Genomic DNA, 21500 nt, shown 5'->3' on the forward strand with positions numbered 1-21500 from the left:
GGGGGTTCCCAATGAAGCGTCTGGCCGCAGCTCTTCTCGTGACCGCCGTCATGGCCGCCGGCCCGGCCCGGGCCGAAGGCGAGCTTTTCATCTATAACTGGACCGACTACACATCGCCGGAACTCATCCAGAAGTTCGAGAAAGAGACCGGCATCAAGGTGACGGTCGACACCTACGATTCCAACGAAACCCTGCTGGCGAAGCTCAAGTCCGGTTCGGCCGGCTATGACATCGTCATCGTGTCGTCGGACTTCGTGGAGATCTTCGCCAAGGAAGGCCTGATCGCCAAGGTCGATGCTCCGTCGCTGCCGGGCTATGCCAACCTCGATCCGCGCTGGACCAGGCCGGCCTGGGACCCGCAGAACGCCTATACGATCCCGTGGAACTGGGGCACGACCTCCTATTCCATCAACACCAAGGAATACACCGGCCCGGCCGACAGCCTGAAGACGCTGTTCGAGCCGCCGGAGGAGCTGAAGGGCAAGATCGGCATGTTCTCCTCGCCGTCCGAGGTGATCAGTCTGGCCGAACTCTATCTCGGCATGCCGCCCTGCCAGACCGACACCGCCAACATGAAGAAGGTGCAGGAACTGCTGCTGAAGCAGGCGCCGTTCGTGAAGGTCTACAATTCCGACGGCATCATCGAGCGTCAGGCCACCGGCGAGACGTGGGCCCACCAGCAGTGGAACGGCGCGGCCATGCGCTCGCGCCTGCTGAACCCGGCCATCAAGTATGTCTATGCCAAGGAAGGCGTGGTCGGCTGGATGGATAACGTGGCCGTGCCGGCCTCATCCAAGAACCCGGACAACGCGAAGAAGTTCCTGTCCTTCCTGATGCAGCCGGAGAACATGGCGCTGCAGTCCAACTTCACCAAATATGCCAATGCGGTGACGGGCAGCGAGAAGTTCTTCGAGAAGGAGATGCAGGGGGCGCCGGAAATGACGGTTCCGGCCGATGTGAAGGTGGTCTTCACTCCGGCCTGTCCGGAAGAGGCGACCCGTCTGATGGATCGCGTCTGGACCCGCCTGAAGAAGTAAGCTGCGGGCTTTCCCCGCGTGCCGGCCGGGGGCCTCGCGCTCCCGGCCCGGGAAACCGGACGACGAAGCCGGAAGACGTGAAACCGGGCGACACGGCAGAGGTGTCAGCCGACATGGATATGATCCCATGAAAACTGTTTACAGCCCGCTCCACGCCGGCCATGCCGGCTATTTCGAGCTTGGCAACGGCCAGTTCTCGCCGGGCTTTGAAAAGCCGATGCGCGCGGAGTTCATTCACGCCCGCGTTCAGGAGGTCGGCCTCGGCCCGGTGCTGGCGCCGCAGGCCCACGGCATTGCGCCGGCGGGCCGCGTCCACACCGCCGATTATCTGCAGTTCCTCTCCGAGGCGTGGGACCGCTGGACAGCGATCGACCGCCACACCCCGGCGCTGCCGATGGTGTGGCCCATCCCGGGGCTGCGGTCCGATGTGCCGCCGGCCCATATCGACGGCCTGCTCGGTTTCTATTCGCTCGATGCCGGCGCGCCCATCGTGGCGGGCACCTACAAGGCCATCGTGTCGTCGCTGGAATCGGCGATCACCGCCGCCGATATCGTGCAGGCGGGCGAGCGCGCCGCCTTCGCCCTGTGCCGCCCGCCCGGTCACCACGCCGGCTCGCGCTTCATGGGCGGCTATTGCTATGTGAACAATGCCTCGGCCGCCGCGCAGCGCTTCCTCGACAACGGTGCGAAGCGGGTAGCCATCCTCGATGTCGATTACCACCACGGCAATGGCACGCAGGAGATCTTCTATGCGCGCGACGATGTGTTCGTGGCCAATCTGCACGGCGATCCGCTGACCGAATATCCCTACCTGCTCGGCCACCGCGATGAGACCGGCACCGGTGCGGGCGAGGGCTTCAACGTCAACTATCCGATGCCGCACGGCACCGATTACGGGGTGTGGGGCGCGGCGCTGGACGATGCCTGCACGAAGATTGCCGCCTTCGCCCCGGATGCGGTGGTGGTGTCGCTTGGCGTCGATACCTTCGAGAAGGATCCGATCAGCCATTTCAAGCTGAAGACGGTCGATTATCCGCGGATCGGCGCGCGCATCGCAAAGCTCGGGCTGCCGACGCTGTTCGTGATGGAAGGCGGCTATGCGGTGGCTGAAATCGCCGTCAACGCCGTGGGCGTTCTGACCGGCTTCGAGGGCGCGTGATGGCGCGCCCTGTCACGCTGGGCGTGGTGCAGTTCGCCTGCCAGCCGGAGGTTGCCGACAATGTCGCCACCGCCGGCCGGCTGGTGCGGGCGGCGGCGGCGCAGGGCGCCAACATCGTGCTCGTGCAGGAGCTGTTCGAGGGGCCCTATTTCTGCAGCGAGGAGCGGGCGGACGAATTCGCCCGCGCGCGGCCGCTGGAGGGGCACCCGACGGTCGGTCATTTCCAGCGCCTTGCCGCGGAGCTCGGCGTGGTGGTGCCGGTTAGCCTGTTCGAGCGGGCCGGGCAGGCCCATTTCAACACCACCGTGATGATCGATGCCGACGGCGCGGTGCTGGGGGCCTACCGCAAGTCGCACATTCCCGAAGGGCCGGGCTATCAGGAGAAGTTCTACTTCACGCCCGGCGACACCGGATTTCGCGTCTTCGAGACCCGTTTTGCCCGTGTCGGCCTCGGCATCTGCTGGGATCAGTGGTTTCCGGAGGCCGCCCGGGCCATGGCGCTGATGGGCGCGGAAATGCTGCTCTATCCGACCGCCATCGGCTCCGAGCCCGCCGACCCGGATCTCGATTCGCGCGATCACTGGCAGGTGACGATGCGCGGCCATGCCGGCGCCAATCTGATGCCGGTTGCCGCCGCCAACCGCACCGGCCGCGAGACCGGACCGGGCGGCACGGAAATCACGTTCTACGGCTCGTCCTTTATCGCAGACGGGACCGGCGCCCTCGTGGCAGAGGCCGGGCGCGACGGCGAGGCGGTGCTGACCGCGCAGTTCGATCTGGACGGGCTGGCACGCCGCCGGGCCGGCTGGGGCCTGTTCCGCGATCGCCGGCCGGACCTTTACGGCGTGCTCTCCGGCCACGACGGCCGCCGCGGCGCCTGAGGCGGCCCCCTCTACACCCGCACCAGCGAGGCCTCCAGCGTGGCGAGGTGGTCTTCCAGCGTGCTGTCGGTGCCGCGGCACAGCAGCCCGCGGCTTTCCAGCCGCGCGGCGCCCGGGCCGAGATGGACGGTGGTGTAGAGCCGGAAATCCGGCCCCACCAGTTCACAATCGATTTCTACCTGCGGCGGGCGGCTCCAGTCCAGCGCCACGGAGGCGCGGCCGCCATAGCACACCGCCACGAAGGCGGGCGCGAACTCGCCGGCCGACTGCAGCAGGTCGGTCAGGTTGGAATGCCGGTCCTCCAGCACGTCGTGCACCACCGGCGCGGCATCCACCAGCATCAGGTCGACGAGAAAGTCGCGCATTGCGTGGCCGATCAGCGTGTCGCAGGCCGCAAAGGCCGCTTCGCTCGCTTCGCTGCGCACGATGATCCGGTCAAGGCCAGACGGCATCACACTCGGCTCCTTCCGTGGGGTCCGATGCCCGAAACAATGGGCAGGCAGCCTTGCGCCGGGCTGGCCGTGGCCGTGCGCCGGCCGTGATCACTCCGTCTTGGAAGTAAAATGCCCTCCAGATCCGAAGCGGTTGTGATTGCCCGGAGTGAATTCAATTTCTAGAAGATGACAACCGGCGATTGATCGAAGCCGTCCCGGAGTGCGGCAAGGACCGGAAAGAAGTTCTTAAGAAAACGAGGGAGGCCTTCATGTACATCGTTGTCGATACGCGAGAGGCCGTGGCCGATGGCTATGTGGCCGGGTTCGCACGGGAAGGAATTCCCTCACTCGGCTTCAATGACTCGGATTTTCGCAGCTGGCTGGAGACGACATCGGAACAGGACCTCGGCGCCGTGCAGGGCATTCTGCTTGGCGAGATGGAAGGCCGGCCCGCCCTGCCGGAAATGATCCGCAGCCACTGCCGCGCCCCGATCATCGCGCTCAGCGAAGATCGCAATCTCGATGCCACGCTGGCGCTGTTCACCGCCGGCATCGACGACGTGGTGCGCAAGCCGGTGCATGTGCGCGAGCTGATGGCGCGTTCCAATGCGGTGTGGCGGCGGGTCAACGAGGCCCGCGGTGCGGTGGTCCACGGCCGGCTGCGGGTGCATTTCAACGGGCAGGACCCGGAGGTCGACGGCGAGCCGCTGACACTGCCGCGGCGCGAGCGTCACATTCTGGAATATCTGGCCCGCCACGCCGGCCGGCGCATCACCAAGACCCAGCTGTTCAATGCCATCTACGGGCTGTGCAACGAGGGTGTCGACGAGACCGTCGTCGAGGGCCACATCAGCAAGCTGCGGCGCAAGCTGCGCGAGCGGCTGGGCGAGGACGTGATCGAGGCGCGGCGCTATCTCGGTTATCGCTTTGTGATGTGAGGCCGCGGGCCGGATTTGATCTGGACAGTTTCCCTTTGCCGCGGGACCGGCTAGCAATGTGGGCGCGGCAGCACCACGGCGTGCCTGCCGGGCCGGGCATGCCCGGCACGCTGCGGACAGGAAACAAGCAAGGACCGAAATCCATGGCCGACCTCGTGGTCATCGCATTCCCCTCGGAAGAAAAGGCGGAGTCCGTTCGCCAGCGTCTCCTCGAAATGCAGAAGGAATACCTGATCGAGCTCGGCGATGCCGTGATCGCGGTGAAGCGCGAAGACGGTCATGTGCGCCTCAATCAGCTTGTCAATACGACCGCCATCGGCGCCGCCTCGGGCGTGTTCTGGGGCGCGCTGATTGGCCTCATCTTCATGATGCCGCTGGTCGGCGCGGCCGTGGGTGCGGCTTCCGGCGCCATTTCCGGCGCGCTCACGGATGCCGGCATCAACGACAAGTTCATGAAGGAAATCGCGGAAAGCCTGCAGCCGGGCAACGCCGCGCTGTTCCTGCTGGTCCGCAAGTTCACCGCCGACAAGGTGCTGCAGGATCTGGAAGGCGTGGGCGGCACGGTGCTGCGCACGTCCTTCAACGACGAGCAGGAGACCAGGCTGCGCGAGGCTCTGGCGGGCGCCGGCCACACGGCCCCGGCTGCCCCGGCCGCCGGCGAGACGCCTGCGGCCTGATCCGCCGGCCCTTGCCACGGCTGAAAACGCTGAAGCACGCGCGGGAGAGCGTCTCCCGCGCGTTTTTCATTCAGCCCCGGGGCGGCTGAGGGTAGAGCGGCCCGATCGGCGCGCCGCGGCGCGGCCGCGCGGGCGCGCGCAGGGCCCGTTCGGCGCGGAACGCCGTCAGGAATGCCCGGCCGTCCCAGCCTGCGTGGACGGTGCTGTAGAGCTGGCGGGTGAGGGTGTCGGCTGCGGCCTGAAGGCCGGCCGTGCGCGGCCCGCCGCCGGCCGCCAGCCGTTGCCACACGAGGAAGGCGCGGTGGGTGGCGGCGGCATCGCCCTGCCGCGCCGCAGCCTCCACGGCCTGCGCGGCGCCGGCTTCGTCTCCGGCACCGGCCGGCAGCCCGGCTGACGGCGCTCCGGCGGGGGCGAACGGGGTCGCCGCGCGCCGGCGGCGCAGCATCAGCACAACGCCGCCGATGACTGCCACGGCCACCGCAGCCGCCAGCGCGAGAGAGGCGGGCGGCAGATCGCGCAGCCGCTGCAGCAGCCCGGCGATCTCTGGCGGCGCGCTCTCCTGCGGCGCGGGCGGTGCGGCTTCGCCCGCGGCCGGCGCCGCGCTGCCGGCGGCACCGGCGGCCACTGCCGGCGGGGCCTCGCCGGTTTCGCCGTTGGCACCGGGCAGAACGGTGAAGGTTTCGGCCGGCAGCGTTACGGTCTCTTCTTTGCTGGTGGCGGTGTTCCACCATTTGACCGAAATTTCCGGCAGCGTCACCGTGCCGGTGCGCGTGGGCACCACCGAGACGGTCTTTTCCAGAACGGCGGTGCTGCCGTTCGGCGTCTGATCCTGACGGGTCTTGCTCGCTTCCTCATATTGCCGCACGCCGTCCACGGGCGTGACCGGCAGCGGCGGGAGCTGATTTTCCGTGGCGCCGAGGGCGGCAAGCCGCAGTGTCCGGCTCAGAGCCTCGCCGACGCGGGCTTCCTTCAGGGCGGGCTTCCAGCTGTCGGTGAGTGTGACCTTGCGGGCCGGCAGGAACCAGCCCTGCTGGGCCTCTGCCGGCCGGGCGCGCACGTCGATGGTGAGCGGGTTGGAGCGGATCTGCGTCGGACGCGCGGCATCGAGCAGCCCGTCGAGGATCGACGGATCGAAGCCGTTGCCGTTCATGAAGTCCTGCATGCCCTGCGAGACCATGGGGTTGCGGCCGGTCACGGGCAGGCGGGCATTGAGGGTGACGGGGGCGACCTCGATGGTGCCGCTGCGCTGCGGCCGCATGAGATAGTCCTGCTCGATCACCAGATAGCGGCGGCCGTTGATGGTTTTGGCGAAGCCGCGCTGCTCGCCGGTGGGCGTGAAGGTGGCGCCCTCGGCCGTGGGATCGGTCAGCGAGCCGCCGCGCAGGCCGACGCTGTCGAACACCCGCACGGTGATCGGAATGTCGCTCTGCACGAAGGCATTGGTGTTGCCGGCCGTCATCTCCACATAGAGCGGCTGCACGGCCTTCTTCTCGCTGGCCGCGGAGGGTTTGACGACGTTGATCTGCAACGGGTCGGAGCGTTCGGAGCCGATGCGGAACGCGGGGATGCCGATCTTGCCGGTGCGCTTCGGCACCAGCGTCACCACCCAGTCGACCGAGTTCTGCATGGCGCCGTTGGTGACGACGGTGCGCGTCTGCTGGCGCCGGTCGAGGATGGTGAAGTCCTTCTCCAGCGCCGACAGATCCGGCGCGCCGCCGGCATCCGGGCCGTTGAGGCGCAGGATGAGACTGAAGGTCTCGCCCTGTTCGATGCGCGTGCGGTCGACCAGTGCCGTGAGGCTGCCGGCCAGAGCACCGGCGGCGAGGGCCGCGGAAAGCGCGGCCGCAAGGGCCAGAGTGGCGGCCGCGCGGCGCAGCCGGCGGGAGCGGAGAACCGGGGCGGACATCACTGGGCCACTCCAAGCTGCGAATAGTGAGCGCGGATGCGGGCGCGCAGCAGGCCGGTCGGATCGTCCGGGATCATGCGCAGCATCTGCTCGCGGTTCTGGTCTTCCTCGGTCATCGTGGCCACGTTGCCGCCTTCTGCCTGTCCGGGCGTGGCGTTGCTGCGCGGCCCGCCGGCAAGCGCGTTCTGCTGCGGGGTGGCCGGCGGCGGCTCAGGCGGCGGGTTCTGCTGGCCGAGGGGGCGTTCGCCGCCGCCCTCTTCCTGCCCGGCCTGCTGCTGGCCGGCATTGCCCTCCTGTTGCGGCGGCTGCGGCGGCTCCTGTCCGGCCTTCTGCCCGTCCGGCGGGTTCTGCGCCGGTTCCTTCTGCGCGGGGCTGTCGCTGCCGTCTTCCGGCTGGTTGTCCTTGCCGGCCTGATCCTGCGCTCCGTTGTCCGCCTTCTTGCTGTCGTTCTGGTCCTTGCCGCCGCTCTTCTGGTCTTGCGAATCCGGCTTGTCGTTGTCGCCGGCCGTCTGGTCCTGCTGGTCTTTCTGGTCCTGTCCGGCGCCCTGATCGTCCGGCGGCTGGTTCTGGTCCTTGCCGGAATCGCCGCTCTGGTCCTGATCCTTCTTGTCCTTATTCTTGTCGGACTGGTCCTTGCCGGACTTTCCCTTGTCTTTCTGGTCGTTGTTCTTCTGGTCTTTGTCGTTCTGGTTCTTGTCGTCGTTCTGGTCGCCGCCGCCCGAGCCGCCTTTATCGTCGCTCTTGTTGTTCTTCTGGTCCTTGTTGTCGTTCTGGTCCTGCTTGTCCTGCTGATCCTGCTGTTTCTGCTGGTCAAGCAGTTTCTGCACGAGATCGCGGTTGAACTTTGCGTCCTCGTTTGCGGGGTTCTTCGCCAGCGCCTTGTCATAGGCGGCAATGGCGTCTTCCAGCTTGCCGGTGCGGGCCAGAGCGTTGCCGGCGTTGTAGTCGGCGTCGCGGCCGGCGGCGAAGCCGCCGAGGGCCTCGTCATAGGCGCCGGCCTTGTAGGCGGCGCTTGCCGCCCACGCGGGGTTCTGGAAGCGGGCCGCGGCGGTGTCGTAGTCACCCTTGCCGAAGGCCTCGGCACCCTGCTGGTCCGGCCGCTGCCACAGGTTCTGCCAGAAGGTTGCCGGCGGCGGCGGGGCTTTCGGCGCGGCGGCCGCGGGGGCGGCGTCCGGGGCGGCATCCTGCGCCAGCGCCGGGCGGGGCGCCTGCACGGCGCCGAGGAAGCCTGCGAGCAGCAGCACGGCAATGAAACCGCGACGGAAGGCCAGCGGCGCCAGTGCGAGCACGATCAGCAGCAGCCAGGGCCCCATGTCGCGCCAGTCATCGGCCTCAAGGCCGCTGTCCTTGAGCGGATTGGAGAGGCTGGCGCTGCCGGCGGGCAGCACGGCTTCAAGATCGCGGTCGCTGGCGGTCACCGGCGTGAAGGTGCCGTGGCCGGCCTCGGCAAGCTGGTTCAGGCGCTCCGGGTCCATCCGCGTCAGGCGCGCATTGCCGCTCTCGTCCTTCACGGGCGAGCCGTCGAAGGCGACCATCGGCGCACCGGCCGGCGAGCCGATGCCGACGACGTTGACGCTGTAGCCCGCCGCCGCCGCGCTGCGCGCCGCATCGAGCGAGGCCTGAGGCTTGTCGCCAAGGCTGTCCGTCAGCACCACGATGCGGCCGCTGAGGGCGCCCGCGCCCTTCAGAAGCGCGGTGGCGCGGTCGAGGGCAAGGTCGAGGCGGTCGTTCAGCACCGGCATCAGGTCGGTGGCAAGTTCCGGCATCATCTGGCTGATGACGCGGGTATCCTCCGTCAGCGGCGCGGCCACGAACGGCGCGTCGGCATAGATGATGAGGCCGACCTGACCGCCCTTCATGCGGGTCAGAATATCCTCCGCCTTGTGGCGGGCGCGCATGAGGCGGTTGGGGCTCTGGTCGGTGGCGTTCATCGACTGGGTGAGGCTCAGCACGATCACCGTCGGGTCGAGCCGGTCGAGGGCCGGCGTCGGCAGCTTTTCCCATGTCGGCCCGGCGATGGCGACTGCGGCCAGCACCCAGCCGGCCAGCGCGACGACGACCGGCCAGCGCCGGCCGCGCGTTTCGCCCGGCAGGGCGAGGTGGCGCAACAGATGGGCATCGACCAGCCGCCGCCAGTCGCTGCCGCCGGACCGGATGCGCCGCAGCGCCAGCAGCGTGAGCGCGAGTGCCGGAACGATGGCCAGCAGCCACCACGGCCGCAGGAAGTGGAAGGCGGCGACCGCCTGAGGCAGGTGATCGGGGGTCATGAGGGCACTCCCTCCCGGCCGGCCCGGCCCGGCACGGTGCCGGGCTGCTCGGGCGCGGCAGCGGCGCGACGGCCGCGCTGCGGCAGCAACAGCGCCGCCGCCATCACAAAACTCAGCCCCAGCGCCGCCCCGAGCGGCCACTGAAACAGCGTGACCGTGGGGTGCAGGTAGAGCGGCTCGCCGGCCACCGGCTCCATCGCGTCGATGTCGCGATAGACCTGCGCAAGCCCGCTGACATCGCGGGCCCGGAAATAGCGCCCGCCGGTCATCTCGGCGATCCGGGCCAGCGTCTTCTCGTCGAGGTCTTCGGACGGGTTGACGATCTGCTGGCCGAACGCCGTCTGCACCGCCATGCGGTCGGCCCCGACGCCGATGGTGTAGATCTTGACGTGCTCCTGCCGGGCCAGCTCGGCGGCCTGCAGTGGCTGCAGGGCGCCGGAATTGCTGGCGCCGTCGGTCAGCAGCACCAGCACGCGTTCATCGGCCGGCCGGTCTTTCAGCAGCTTCACGGCAAGGCCGATGGCATCGCCGATGGCGGTTTCCTGCCCGGTCAGGCCGATGGAGGATTCGCCCAGCAGTTCCCGCACCACCGCGCGGTCGAAGGTCAGCGGCGTCTGCAGGTAGGCCCGGCTGGAAAACAGGATGAGCCCGACACGGTCGCCCTCGCGCCGCGCGATGAAGTCGTCGGCCACCGCCTTGACCACTGCAAGGCGGTTGGTGGGGGCGCCGTTGGCGGAAAAATCCTCCCGGCCCATGGAACCGGAAAGGTCGATGGCCATCATCAGGTCGCGCCCTTCAACCGGAATGGGAATGGGCCGGCCGAGAAACACCGGACGGGCGGCGGCCGTGACCAGCAGCGCCCAGATCAGCGTCAGGATCGCAAGGCGCAGGATTGCGCTGCGGCGCGAGCGGGTGCCGGCCAGCGGCACGGCGCTGAAGGCGGCGAAGAACGGCACCCGCAGCGCCCCGCCACGGCCGCGCCGGGCCGGCTTCATCAGGATGCGCAGCAGGAAGGGCACCGGCAGGGCCAGAAACAGCCATGGCCACTGGAAGCTGATCATGTGTTCCCCCGCAGCCAGCCCGACACGGCGCGCACCACCGCCGCCCGGTCGGCGGCACCCTGCAGGGCCCCCGGCGGCGCATAGGGCGCGCGGGCGATGAGGGTGGCGATGGCCGGCGGCATGGCACCCCGGCCGGCGGTGAGAAAGGCTTCCCACTCGGCACCGGTCAGGGTCACCGTTTCTGCCGCGCGGCCACGGGCGATGAGCACACGGCGGATGAGCACGGCCGCCTCCGCCGCCACGGCCTGCGCCGGCCCGAAGCGGGCTTCGTCGGCGGCAACGGCGGCAAACTCGCGGCCGGCGCGATAGCGCAGCGTGCCGCGGCGGTACCATTCGTAAAGCGCGGCCAGCGCAATCAGCAGCACGACGAGGCCGGCCAGCGCCCACCAGCCCGGCGCCGGCGGCCAGAACGGCACGGCATCCGGCAGGTGAATATCGCGCAGGGCCGCCAGAGGGTCGGCGGCCGGCGCAGTGGCGGCCGGCAGACCCGGGGCAGCGGCGGCCGGTGCCGGCGGCGATACCAGCTTCAGGGGGGCGGGGCTGGTCATGCGGCCCTCTCGCCGGCGGCCGCGCGGCCTGCCGGCCGGGCGCGCACGAGGCGCTCCGGATGCAGCAGTTCGCCGGGACGGGTGCCGGTTTCCAGCGGCAGGAAATTCATGCCGCGCTGGCGCGACAGATCCTCGATGGCGGCGCGCTGCGCCGCAAAGCGGGCCGCGTGTGTGTGCCGCACGGTGCGGCTGTCGGCATCGATCATCGCCACGGCTGTGCCGTCGCTGACGGGATAACGGCCGGCGGCGGGCAGCTCGGCTTCAAGCCGGTCATGGACGAAGATGTTGGTGACGTGGGCCGTCTGCCCGAGGCGGCCGAGCTCCTTCGCCGCCACCGCATCGAGATCGTGGAAATCGCTGATCACGAAGGCCAGCGTGCCCGGTCGCGCCGTCAGACGCAGACGGGCAAGGCCTTCGGCCAGCGTCGGTTCCGGCGCGGCCAGCGGCACGGGTTCGCCCTCGGCGTCGAGACCGTCGGCCGTGGCCTCCGCAAGGTCGCGGATGAAGGCGAGGATGCGGGCGCGGCTGCGCTGCGGGCGGTGTTGCAGCACGCGCAGCGGCGACAGCACGACGCCGCCGACGCGGTCGGAGCCGGCCAGCGCCACCCACGTCAGCACAGCCGCCGCTTCCGCCGTCAGCACCGACTTGAAGCAGGTGCGCGTGCCGAACTGCATGGCGGTACGCACATCGGCCAGAATCAGCACGGGGCGTTCGCGTTCTTCCTGAAACAGCTTGGTGTGCACCTTGCCGGTGCGCGCCGTCACCCGCCAGTCAATGGTGCGGATGTCGTCGCCGGGCTGGTAGATGCGCGCCTCGTCGAACTCCATGCCGCGGCCCTGATGGGTGGAGCGGTAGGTGCCGATCTGATGGGTGCGCACGCGGCCGCCGGGGGCAAAGCCGCCGGCGGTGCCGTCCGGGCGGGCGGCGATCAGGTCTTCCAGCGTGGCGACGATGCCGGCCAGCGGCCGGGCCGGGCGGGTGTTCATGCCGTCGGGGTTCCTGCTTCGAAGGTCGTGCATCCGGGATTGCGTCCGGCCGCCTGCATCGGGGGGCGCCTGCGCCGGCTCAGCTCACCGGCACGCGGGCAATGAGCGTGTCAAGGAAGCGGTCGGCGGTCATGCCGTCGGCCTCGGCCTCGAACGTCAGCAGGATGCGGTGGCGCAGCACGTCCCTGGCAATGGCCTGCACGTCTTCGGGCACGACATAATCCCGGCCGCGCAGCCAGGCGTGGGCGCGGGCGCAGCGGTCGAGCGCGATGGTGCCGCGCGGGCTGGCGCCGAACGACACGAGGCCGGCAAGGTCGCTGCCATAGGTCTCGGGCCGGCGGGTGGCGAACACGAACTGCAGCAGATATTCCTCCAGCGCCTCCGACATGTAGGTGTCGAGTGCGGCGCGGCGGGCGGCGAACACGGCCTCCTGCGAGATCGGGTTGCCGAAAGTCATCGCCTCGCCCTGTGCCTCGCCGCGCACGAGGCGCAGGATCTGCCGCTCGGCGTCGATGTCGGGATAGTCGATCTTCACATGCAGCAGAAAGCGGTCGAGCTGGGCTTCGGGCAGGGGATAGGTGCCCTCCTGCTCGATGGGGTTCTGCGTGGCCATCACCAGAAACAGGTCGGGCAGCGCATAGGTGGTGCCGCCCACCGTGACCTGCCGTTCGGCCATCGCCTCCAGAAGAGCCGCCTGCACCTTGGCCGGCGCGCGGTTGATTTCGTCGGCGAGGATGAAATTGTGGAAGATCGGGCCGGCCTGAAAGCGGAAGCTGCCGTCTTCGGGCCGGTAGATATCCGTGCCGGTAAGGTCGGAGGGCAGCAGGTCCGGCGTGAACTGGATGCGATGGTCGTCGCAGTGGATGGCGCGCGCCAGAGCCTTGATGGCCTTGGTCTTGGCAAGGCCGGGTGCGCCTTCCACCAGAAGATGCCCGTCTGCAAGAATGGCGATCAGAAGGCGATCGACGAAGGCCGGCTGCCCGAGGATGCAGCTGTTCATATAGGCGGCGAGATGCTCGAACACGCGGTGCAGCGCTTCGTTCAGGTCGCCGCCGGCAGCGCGGCCCGGAGCGGCTTGCGACGGAGCGGCGGCCCCGGCAGCGGGAGCGGCGGGCTGGGCCTTGGGGGCGGAAGAGCGGAACGGCGTCATCGGCAGGTGATTCCCGAGCGGCAGGAAGGGATGCGGCAGCAATAGGCCATTGCGGCTTACACCGACATTGCCCCAACATGAACTTTCTGTAATGTCCCGCCCAGCCCCCGGCCGGCGGGAGACGGTTTTCTCCTTGCACTGATCTGCAGCCGAAATGTGTCCGCCGCGGTCCTGCTGTGCAGCGGCGCGGGCGTTTTTCGGAGATCGGCGGGTTGTCCCCTTGCAGTTTGGCGGCGCTGGCGTTAGCGACGGCAGCCGGGGGGAGCAGAGTAACACCGGACATAAGGTGACCGGCACATGGAACGGCATGAGCCCGCTCCGGGACTGGATCGCGCCCCTTCGCCATCGGACCTTTCGGCGGCGCTGCCTGCGGACAGCGCGGCCGTGACTACGCTTCTGCGCGAAACCGCGGCCCTGGAAGCGGCCGGCATCGTCGCGCATTTCTACGAGGTGCTGTCAGCGGACGCCGCTGCCGCCGCCTTTCTCAGTCACGATGTCGTGCAGGCGCGCCTCAAGCCCTCGCTGGTGCACTGGCTGACCGATCTGATGGCCGAAGATCCGTCCGGCGCCGGCAAGGCATCGGACGCGGAAAAGCAGCGTGTTATCGGCGAAATCCATGCCCGCATCCGCCTGCCGGCCCATCTGATGCTGGAAGGCGCGATGGTGCTGAAGGCCGGCTTTGCCGCCGGCCTGCGCCGGCACAGCCCCGATGCCGCCACGCTTGCGGCGGCGCTGGCCAGCATGCACGCCCGCATGGATACCGCGCTTTACCAGATGGTGGCGGCCTACGTTGTCAGCAGTTCCGAGCGGGCGCAGGCGCACGAGGCGTTCCGTCTGTTTGCCGCGGGCCCGGAAAGCGCGCTCGACCGCGAAAGCCAGCGTGCGGCGCTGATGGAATGGCTGCAGGGCGTGCTGTCGGCGTTGCTGGATTTCGGCTCGGAACTGCGGCTCCATCCGATCCGCTCGTCGGCGTTCGGGCTGTGGGTCACCCACCGTGCTGGCGTCATCTTTCAGGGACTGCCGGGGCTGGAGGCCCTCGATGCCAGTCTGACGCAGATCGACCGCCTGATTCTGCCGCAACTGGGCGAGGCCCGCGACGAGGGCGGCGGCCGTCTTACCGCTCTGGTCGGCCGCCTCAACGCCGTGATCGACGAGATCAAGTTTCTGCTGAACGATCTGTTCCAGATCGTGGCCGGCAATCAGGAGGGGCGCGATCCGCTGACGCGCACCCTGAACCGCCGCTTCCTGTCTGCCGTGCTGGGCCGCGAAACCGCCATCGCCCAGCGTGACGACACCCGCTATGCGCTGCTGATGCTCGATGTCGACCACTTCAAGCAGATCAACGACCGCTGGGGACACACCGCAGGCGATGCCGTGCTGCGGGACGTGGCCGAAATCCTGCTGGATGGCGTGCGGCTCAGCGATTTCGTGTTCCGCTATGGCGGAGAGGAATTCCTGCTGGTGCTGATCGAAAGCGGCGAGGAACACGCCCGCGTCGTTGCCGAACGGCTGCGGCTGGCGCTGGAAGCGGCGCCGATGCGCCTGCCGGACGGTTCCTCCACCCACGTCACGGCCTCCATCGGCCTTGCCGTGTTCGACGGCCACCCGGATTACGCAGCGCTGATCGAACGGGCCGATGCGGCGCTCTATGTTGCCAAGCGCGCCGGGCGCAACCGCGTTCAGGTGGCCGCCGCGCCCGCCGCGGAGCCCGGCTGAGGGCGGACGATTCACCGGAAATCGTCAATCGTCGTTCGGCGATGGCTGGACAAGGCCGGCTCGGCGCCCCATGTGAAGGGCTCCGGCCGCGCCCTGTCGCGGCGCAACCGGCAGAGCAGCGATGGCCCGCCTTTCCATTCTCGATCTCGTCCGCATCACCCGCGAAGGCAGCGCCCGGCAGTCGCTCGATAACGCCCGCGACCTGGCCGGCCTTGCCGAACGCCTCGGCTTCACGCGCTACTGGGTTGCCGAACATCACAATATCGACGGCATTGCCAGCAGCGCCACCGCGCTGGCGATTGCTCACATCGCTGCCGGCACGCACACCATCCGCGTCGGCGCCGGCGGCATCATGCTGCCCAACCATGCGCCGATCGTGATCGCCGAACAGTTCGGCACGCTGGAGACGCTGTTTCCCGGCCGCATCGACCTCGGTCTCGGACGGGCGCCGGGCGGCGATGCGCTGACCATGCGCGCACTGCGCCGGTCGTTCGACAACGCCGACAACTTCCCCCGCGATGTGCTGGAACTGCAGGCTTATTTCGCCCCCGCCGGTGCCGGCCAGCGCATCCGCGCCATTCCGGCGGCCGGCACGAACGTGCCGATCTGGATTCTGGGGTCCAGCACCTATGGCGCGGAACTCGCTGCGCACCTCGGGCTGCCTTATGCCTTCGCCTCGCATTTCGCGCCCGAACTGCTGCTGCCGGCGCTGGAAATCTACCGCACCCGCTTCCAGCCCTCCGAAGTGCTGGAGCGGCCCTATGCGATGATCGGCGTCAACATCATTGCCGCCGACAGCGAGGCCGAGGCCCGGCGGCTGCGCACCACGCAGCAGATGTCGTTCGTCAATCTGCGGCGCGGCACGTCCACCATCTCGCTGCCGCCGGTCGACGATATCGATACCTACTGGACGCCCGATGAGGCGATGCTGGCGGAACGCCTGCTGGCGCGTTCGGTCTTCGGCACGCGCGATCAGGTGCGCGACGGCATCGCCGCGCTGGTGGCGGAAACCGGGGCCGACGAACTGATGATCGTGAGCGACATCTACGACCACGCCGCGCGCCGCCATTCGCTGGACCTGATCGCTCAGGCCGGCGGGCTGACGCCGCCGGCCTGAGCGCGGCCTCAGATCACGGCTTCGATCAGCATCGGGCCGCGGCGGGCCATGGCGGCGGCCACCGCGGCCTCGAAGGCGGGCACCGTTTCGGCCCGCACCGCTTCCACGCCCATGCCCTGCGCCAGCGCCGTCCAGTCCAGCGCCGGATTGGAAAGATCGAACAGCGACAGTGCCTTGCTGCCCTGCTGCACGGCGCCGACGCGGCCCAGCTCCACTTCGAGAATGCGATAGGCGCGGTTGGAATAGATCACCGTCAGCACATCGAGGTTCTCGCGGGCCTGCGTCCACAGCGCCTGCAGATTGTACATCGCGCTGCCGTCGCCCTGCAGCAGCACGACCTTGCGATCCGGGCAGGCGACCGCGGCCCCGGTGGCCACCGACAGCATGCTGCCGATGGCGCCGCCGGTGAGGTTGAGGAAATCGTGCGGGGCGGCGGTGACCGTCAGCGGAAAGCAGGCAAGCCCCGACGAAATCGATTCATCCGCCAGGATCGCCCCTTCCGGCAGCGCACGGGCCACCACGCGCATGATGGTTTCGGGATTGAGCGCGGCGCTGCGGTCGATGTCCGGCACGGCAAAGGCCGCCACCGGCGCGCCCGCGCGGGCATCCAGCGCATCGGCCAGCGCCTCCAGCGCCTGCGGCCCGTCCTCATGGGGATGGGCGAGCGTGGCGATGCGGCAGCCTTCCGGCGTGAGCCAGCTCGGTTTGCCGGGGTAGGCGAAGAACGACACCGGCGGGGCGGCGCCCACCAGCACCAGCAGTTCCGTGGCCCCCAGAAAGTCCAGCGCCTGTTCGGCGAAATAGGGCAGCCGCTCCACCACCACCCGGCCGGCGCCGCGCTCCATGCGCGGGGCGAAGGTGTCGCACAGCAGGCGCGCGCCGGTGCGGGCGGCAATGCGGCCGGCGGCTGCCAGCGCGGGCCCGCGCAGCGCCTCGCCGCGCATCAGGATGGCAGCCTTCGCACCGCCGTGCAGCAGGCGGGCGATGCGTTCCACGGCATCGGCGGCAACGGGCTCCGGCATCGCCGCCGGCAGCGGCGGGGCGATGCCTTCCGCCTCGTCCCACGCCGCATCGGCGGGCAGGATCAGCGTGGCGATCTGGCCCGGCGCCTCGCGGGCGGCGCGCACGGCACGGGCGGCATCGGCGGCCACCGAGCGGGCATCCGGCGACTGCCGGATCCAGCCGGAAACGGGGCGGGCGAAGCCCTCCACATCGGCCGTCAGCGGCGCATCGTAGCGCAGGTGGCGGCTGGCGTGATTGCCGACGATGTTGACGATCGGCGTTGCTGCCTTGCGGGCGTTGTGCAGATTGGCAAGGCCGTTGGCGAGGCCCGGCCCCAGATGCAGCAGCGTGGCGGCGGGCCGCCCGGTCATGCGGCCATAGCCGTCGGCTGCGCCGGTGACAACGGTCTCGGCCAGCGCCAGCACCGGGCGCATGCCCTCCACCGTGTCGAGGGCGGCGACGAAGTGCATCTCCGACGTGCCGGGATTGGCGAAGCACACATCGACGCCGCTGGCCAGCAGTGTGCCGAGCAGGCTTTCTGCGCCGGTCATCGGCACGCCGCCATGCCCGGCGCCTGCGCCTGCGGACACGGTCTTCCTGCCATCTTCCTGCATCACGCCCTCCACCGGCACGGTCCGATTCGAAGCCGGCAGTATGCGTCCCGGGCGGACCGGGGCGAAAGGGGCCGGCTTCAGGCCGCGCCGCTCACCCCGACATAGAGCGCGTAGAGCGAGGTGGTCGCGGTGATGAACAGGCGGTTGCCCTTCGGTCCGCCGAAGGTGAGGTTCGCCACCGCCTCCGGCACCCGCAGCTTCGCAATCGGGCTGCCGTCGGGGGCGAACACATGCACGCCATCGGCCGCGCTCGACCACAGATTGCCGCGCGCATCGACCCGCATGCCGTCGGGAACGCCCGGCTCGATGACGGCGAAGACGCGGCCGTTCCTCAGCCGTCCCTCCGCGACATCGAAGGCCCGCACATGGTGGCCGTCTGCGAAGCCGTGGCTGCGGCCGGAATCGGCGATATAGAGCGTGCGCTCGTCGGGCGAGAAGCACAGGCCGTTCGGCTGGCCGAAATCGTCGGCCACGATGGCGATCTGGCCGCTGTGCGGGTCGACGCGATAGACGTTGCGCGTCGGCTGCTCGGGTTCGGCGGGTGCGCCCTCATAGAGGCTGAGAATGCCGTAAATGGGATCTGTGAACCAGATGGCGCCGTCGCGCGTCACCACCACGTCGTTCGGCGAGTTGAGGCGCCGGCCGTCATAGCGTTCGGCGATGACGGTCAGAGAGCCGTCGTGCTCCGTGCGCGTTACCCGGCGGCTGCCGTGCTCGCAGGTCACGAGCCGGCCCTGCGGATCGCGGGTGTTGCCGTTGGAATGGCGCGAGGGGGCGCGGAACACGCCGGTGCTGCCGTCGGTGCGCCAGTACAGCATGCGGTCTTCCGGAATGTCGCTCCAGACCAGCGTGTTGTGCAGCGGAAACCACACCGGCCCCTCGGCCCACCGGCAGCCGGTGGCGACCCGCTCCAGATGGGCATGCGGCAGGGCCAGCGGCAGGGCGCGGTCGTCGAGCACGTCCACGGGATTGGCCAGCACCGGGCCGGTGGTGAAGGGACCGAGGGGCGCAGAGGCCGGGGCAAGCGGGTTCGCCATCGCGAGGGTATCCAGAGCGACGTGGGTCATGGGGGTCATCCGGGCAGGGAAGGCGGCAGGGAAAGGCCGGGCGCTTCAGCGGCCGGTCTTGCGGCTGCCCGCCAGCGTGATGGCGGCGATGATGATGATGCCGGTCAGCATCAGGCGCGGGCCGGAGCCGACGCCGAAGGTGTTGAGCATGGTCACCATCAGGTAGAGGAACAGCGCTGCCCCCCAGAGCCCGGTCACGTTGGAAAAGCCGCCGGTGACTGCCGTGCCGCCGATAACGACGACGGCGATGGAGGCGAGCAGATATTCCTCGCCCATGTTGAGCGAGGCGCCGCCGGAAAAGCCGGCGAGCAGCGCGCCCGTCAGCCCGGCGAGGGCGGCGGAGAGCACATAGGTGCGCAGCCGGATGAGATCGACCCGGATGCCCGCCAGCCGCGCGGCCCGCATGTTCTGGCCGATGGCGGTGACCGAGCGGCCGAACATCGTGCGGTGCAGCACCACCGCCATGATCCCGCACAGCACCACGGTGGCGATGGCCACCAGCGGCACGCCCAGAAAGCGCCCGGTGGCGAAGGCGGAGAACGCCTCCGGCGGCTTGACGTTGAGCCCGCGGCCATAGGCGATCGCCGTGGACTGCACGAGGAAGCTGCCGGACAGCGTGGCGATGATCGGCGGAATGGAAAGCAGCCGGATCAGCGCATAATTGAAAAGGCCGACGAGGCCGCCGACGCCGACCGCGGCGACAAGGCCGGGCAGGATGAGGCCGTCGGCCCCGGCCATCACCTTCATCGCCACCGCGCCGGAAAGGGCGATGGTGGCGGGAATGGAGAGGTCCACGTTGCCCGGACCCATGGTGATGACGAACATCTGGCCGATGCCGGCAATCACATAGAAGGCCGCGAAGGTGGCGGCCGTGGCGGCCACCTGCCCCGCGCCCACGCCGCCGGTGAAGGCGAGGGTGGCGAGATAGATCAGGCCGGCGCCGGCGAACGAGAGCGCCCAGGGCGAGCGCCGGGCAAAGGCGGCAAGGCGGGTGCGCATGTCGGGTGTCGGGGTGTTGCTGCCGGCAAGGCGGCTGGCCTGCGGGCGGGAGGTGAGCGGCTGGAAGGTCACTTGCGGGCTCCTTCCATGCGGTTGGCAACGGCGCGCAGCGCCAGCACGATGATGAGGATGGCGCCCTGCGCGCCGATCTGCCAGTCGGGCGAAATGCGCAGGAACGACAGCAGCGAGCCGGCGAGCGTCAGCGTCATGGCGCCGATCACGGCACCGATGGGCGAGACGCGGCCGCCGACGAATTCGCCGCCGCCGAGGATGACGCCGGCAATCGACAGCAGCGTGTAGCGCAGCGCGATGTTGGCATCGGCGGAGGTGGTGAGGCCGACGAGCGACAGCCCCGACAGCACGCCGAAGAAGCCGGCGAGCGCAAACATGGTGACTTTGGCCTTCAGCAGCGACCAGCCGGCCCGGGCAATCGCCGCCGGGTTGCCGCCGGTGCCGCGCAGCACCGCGCCGGCGGCCGAGCGCATCAGCCCGAAATGCACCACCACGGCAAGCACAATGCCCATCAGGATGGCGAAGGGGATGACCGGCGTCTTCAGCTTCATCATCAGCTTCAGCCAGTCCGGCGCGCTGCCGCCCGGCTGCGGCAGCACCATGACGGCGGCGCCCAGCCAGAAGAACGACATGCCGAGGGTGACGACGATGGAGGGCAGGTTCCGCAGATGCACCAGCGCCCCGACCAGCCCGTAGACCGCGATGCAGCCGATGAGAACGGCGATGCCGACGAGCGGGTCCTGCTTCAGCAGCGTGGCGGCGATGCAGGCGACGAACGACACGAAGCTGCCGATGGAAAGATCAAGGTCGTTGACGGTGATGACGCAGAGCTGCGCCATGGTGGCGAAGGCAATGGGCAGCGCCAGATTCAGCATCAGGTTGAAGCCGAAATAGCTGATGGCGTTGGGCTGCACGAAGCCGATGGCGACGATGATGAGGGCGAGCGAGGCCGGCGGCAGCATCGCGCGCGGCGAGGGCAGGCGGAAGGCCGGGCCGGCCGGCGGGGCGGACGTGAGGCTCATGCGGCGGTCTCCTCGAACGAGGATTGCAGGACCCGTGCCTCGGAAAGCTCGGTGCGGGCGAGGTCGGAGACGATGCGGCCGGTGCGCAGCACATAGATGTGGTCGCAGTGCTCCAGCTCTTCGAATTCCGTCGTGTACCAGAGGAAGGTGCGGCCCTTTTCCGCCTCGGCCTTGATGGTGCGGTAGACCTCTTCCTTGGTGGCGATATCGACGCCGCGCATCGGGTCGTCCATCAGGATGATGTCGGCATCGGAGGCGAGCGCGCGGGCGAAAAGCGCCTTCTGCTGGTTGCCGCCCGACAGGGTGAGGATGCCGTTGTCCATGTCGGGCGTGCGGATCGCCATGCGGGCATGCCACTCCGCCTCCATGGCACGCTCGGCCTTCGGGTCGATCAGGCCGAACCGGCGCATGGCCTTCAGCGAGCGGATGGTGACGTTGCGGCCGATGGACCACAGCGGAAACACGCCGTCGGACTGGCGGTCGCCGGCCACGAACGCCACCTTGCCGCGCACGCTGGCAAGGCGGGTGGAGCGGCCGGCGGCATCGTGGATCAGCACCAGCAGGCTCGTCTGGCCATGGCCGGCAAGGCCGCCGAGGCCGATGATCTCGCCCTTGCGGGCGGTCAGCGCCAGCCCGCCCGGCGCCTGCGGCGTGCGGGCCTCGACCACGATCTCGCCGCGGGCTTCGCGCTGCGGCAGGGCGCGGATTGCCTTGTGGGCGCTCTTTCCTGCCGGGGCATCGTGAATGATGGTGCCCATGGCGGCGACGAGGCTGTCGCGGGTGTAGCGCCGGGCATCGCCGGTTTCCACCACGCCGCCGTCCTTCATCACCACCACGCGGTCGGCGGTGGAGAGGATCTCGCCCAGAATGTGCGAGATGAGGATGACGCTCATGCCGCCTTCCACGG

Annotated in this window: 19 protein-coding genes; 7 read left to right on the plus strand and 12 right to left on the minus strand. The window is 69.3% G+C overall.

What is annotated here, in order from left to right; translation table 11 throughout:
* The first annotated feature begins 11 nt into the window (after positions 1–11).
* The 3 genes from V7067_RS00970 (at position 12) to aguB (ending at position 3077) form a co-directional block, all read left to right on the plus strand.
* Positions 12–1037 carry an extracellular solute-binding protein gene (locus tag V7067_RS00970; protein WP_334173995.1) on the plus strand — a complete coding sequence of 342 codons (1026 nt, stop codon included), beginning with the start codon at positions 12–14 and terminating at the stop codon, positions 1035–1037.
* 127 nt (positions 1038–1164) lie between these two features.
* Complete coding sequence (locus V7067_RS00975; protein ID WP_334173996.1) at positions 1165–2196, plus strand: histone deacetylase family protein; 1032 nt, start codon at positions 1165–1167, stop codon at positions 2194–2196.
* Entirely contained in the window at positions 2196–3077 is an 882-nt protein-coding gene (gene aguB, locus V7067_RS00980; protein ID WP_334173997.1) for an N-carbamoylputrescine amidase, read from the plus strand. The genes V7067_RS00975 and aguB overlap by 1 nt, the downstream gene beginning before the upstream one ends.
* A gap of 11 nt (positions 3078–3088) precedes the next feature.
* On the opposite strand, the gene V7067_RS00985 is transcribed toward aguB, so the two are convergent.
* Entirely contained in the window at positions 3089–3529 is a 441-nt protein-coding gene (locus V7067_RS00985) for a hypothetical protein (RefSeq protein ID WP_334173998.1), read from the minus strand.
* A gap of 251 nt (positions 3530–3780) precedes the next feature.
* On the opposite strand from V7067_RS00985, the gene V7067_RS00990 reads away from it, so the two are divergent.
* On the plus strand, positions 3781–4449 hold the full coding sequence (locus V7067_RS00990; RefSeq protein ID WP_334173999.1) for a response regulator transcription factor: 669 nt from the start codon (positions 3781–3783) through the stop codon (positions 4447–4449).
* 143 nt (positions 4450–4592) lie between these two features.
* Positions 4593–5126: a DUF1269 domain-containing protein gene (locus tag V7067_RS00995; RefSeq protein ID WP_334174000.1), complete on the plus strand. Its 534-nt coding sequence runs from the start codon at positions 4593–4595 to the stop codon at positions 5124–5126.
* Positions 5127–5196: 70 nt separating this feature from the next.
* Here the strand turns inward: V7067_RS00995 and V7067_RS01000 are convergent, their stop codons facing one another.
* The 6 genes from V7067_RS01000 to V7067_RS01025 form a co-directional block, all read right to left on the minus strand.
* Positions 5197–7032, minus strand: coding sequence for a BatD family protein (locus tag V7067_RS01000; RefSeq protein ID WP_334174001.1), 1836 nt, complete (start codon positions 7030–7032; stop codon positions 5197–5199).
* Positions 7032–9299 carry a VWA domain-containing protein gene (locus tag V7067_RS01005; RefSeq protein WP_334174002.1) on the minus strand — a complete coding sequence of 756 codons (2268 nt, stop codon included), beginning with the start codon at positions 9297–9299 and terminating at the stop codon, positions 7032–7034. Before V7067_RS01005 ends, V7067_RS01000 begins: the two co-directional genes overlap by 1 nt.
* Entirely contained in the window at positions 9296–10360 is a 1065-nt protein-coding gene (locus tag V7067_RS01010; RefSeq protein WP_334174003.1) for a VWA domain-containing protein, read from the minus strand. Before V7067_RS01010 ends, V7067_RS01005 begins: the two co-directional genes overlap by 4 nt.
* Positions 10357–10908, minus strand: a complete 552-nt coding sequence (locus tag V7067_RS01015; RefSeq protein WP_334174004.1) for a DUF4381 domain-containing protein — start codon at positions 10906–10908, stop codon at positions 10357–10359. The genes V7067_RS01010 and V7067_RS01015 overlap by 4 nt, the downstream gene beginning before the upstream one ends.
* A complete protein-coding gene (locus V7067_RS01020) occupies positions 10905–11894 on the minus strand; it encodes a DUF58 domain-containing protein (protein WP_334174005.1) in 990 nt (329 codons plus the stop codon). The genes V7067_RS01015 and V7067_RS01020 overlap by 4 nt, the downstream gene beginning before the upstream one ends.
* 79 nt (positions 11895–11973) lie before the next feature.
* Positions 11974–12894 (minus strand): AAA family ATPase, encoded by a 921-nt coding sequence (locus V7067_RS01025; protein WP_334174013.1) that lies wholly within the window; start codon positions 12892–12894, stop codon positions 11974–11976.
* A gap of 534 nt (positions 12895–13428) precedes the next feature.
* On the opposite strand from V7067_RS01025, the gene V7067_RS01030 reads away from it, so the two are divergent.
* Entirely contained in the window at positions 13429–14760 is a 1332-nt protein-coding gene (locus V7067_RS01030; protein ID WP_334174006.1) for a GGDEF domain-containing protein, read from the plus strand.
* A gap of 121 nt (positions 14761–14881) precedes the next feature.
* Complete coding sequence (locus tag V7067_RS01035) at positions 14882–15877, plus strand: LLM class flavin-dependent oxidoreductase (RefSeq protein WP_334174007.1); 996 nt, start codon at positions 14882–14884, stop codon at positions 15875–15877.
* Positions 15878–15885: 8 nt separating this feature from the next.
* Here V7067_RS01035 and V7067_RS01040 read toward each other — a convergent pair whose 3' ends face one another.
* The 5 genes from V7067_RS01040 to V7067_RS01060 form a co-directional block, all read right to left on the minus strand.
* Entirely contained in the window at positions 15886–17430 is a 1545-nt protein-coding gene (locus tag V7067_RS01040; protein WP_334174008.1) for an acetolactate synthase large subunit, read from the minus strand.
* Between the two features lie 140 nt (positions 17431–17570).
* Complete coding sequence (locus tag V7067_RS01045) at positions 17571–18560, minus strand: SMP-30/gluconolactonase/LRE family protein (protein WP_334174009.1); 990 nt, start codon at positions 18558–18560, stop codon at positions 17571–17573.
* Positions 18561–18605: 45 nt separating this feature from the next.
* Positions 18606–19559, minus strand: a complete 954-nt coding sequence (locus V7067_RS01050) for an ABC transporter permease (protein WP_334174014.1) — start codon at positions 19557–19559, stop codon at positions 18606–18608.
* 68 nt (positions 19560–19627) lie between these two features.
* Positions 19628–20593, minus strand: coding sequence for an ABC transporter permease (locus V7067_RS01055; protein ID WP_334174010.1), 966 nt, complete (start codon positions 20591–20593; stop codon positions 19628–19630).
* Positions 20590–21500: ATP-binding cassette domain-containing protein (locus V7067_RS01060; protein WP_334174011.1), on the minus strand; the 911-nt coding region annotated here is incomplete at its 5' end. The genes V7067_RS01060 and V7067_RS01055, both read right to left, overlap by 4 nt.

Source organism: Pseudoxanthobacter sp. (genome assembly GCF_036822375.1).
Classification (GTDB): Bacteria; Pseudomonadota; Alphaproteobacteria; order Rhizobiales; family Segnochrobactraceae; genus Pseudoxanthobacter.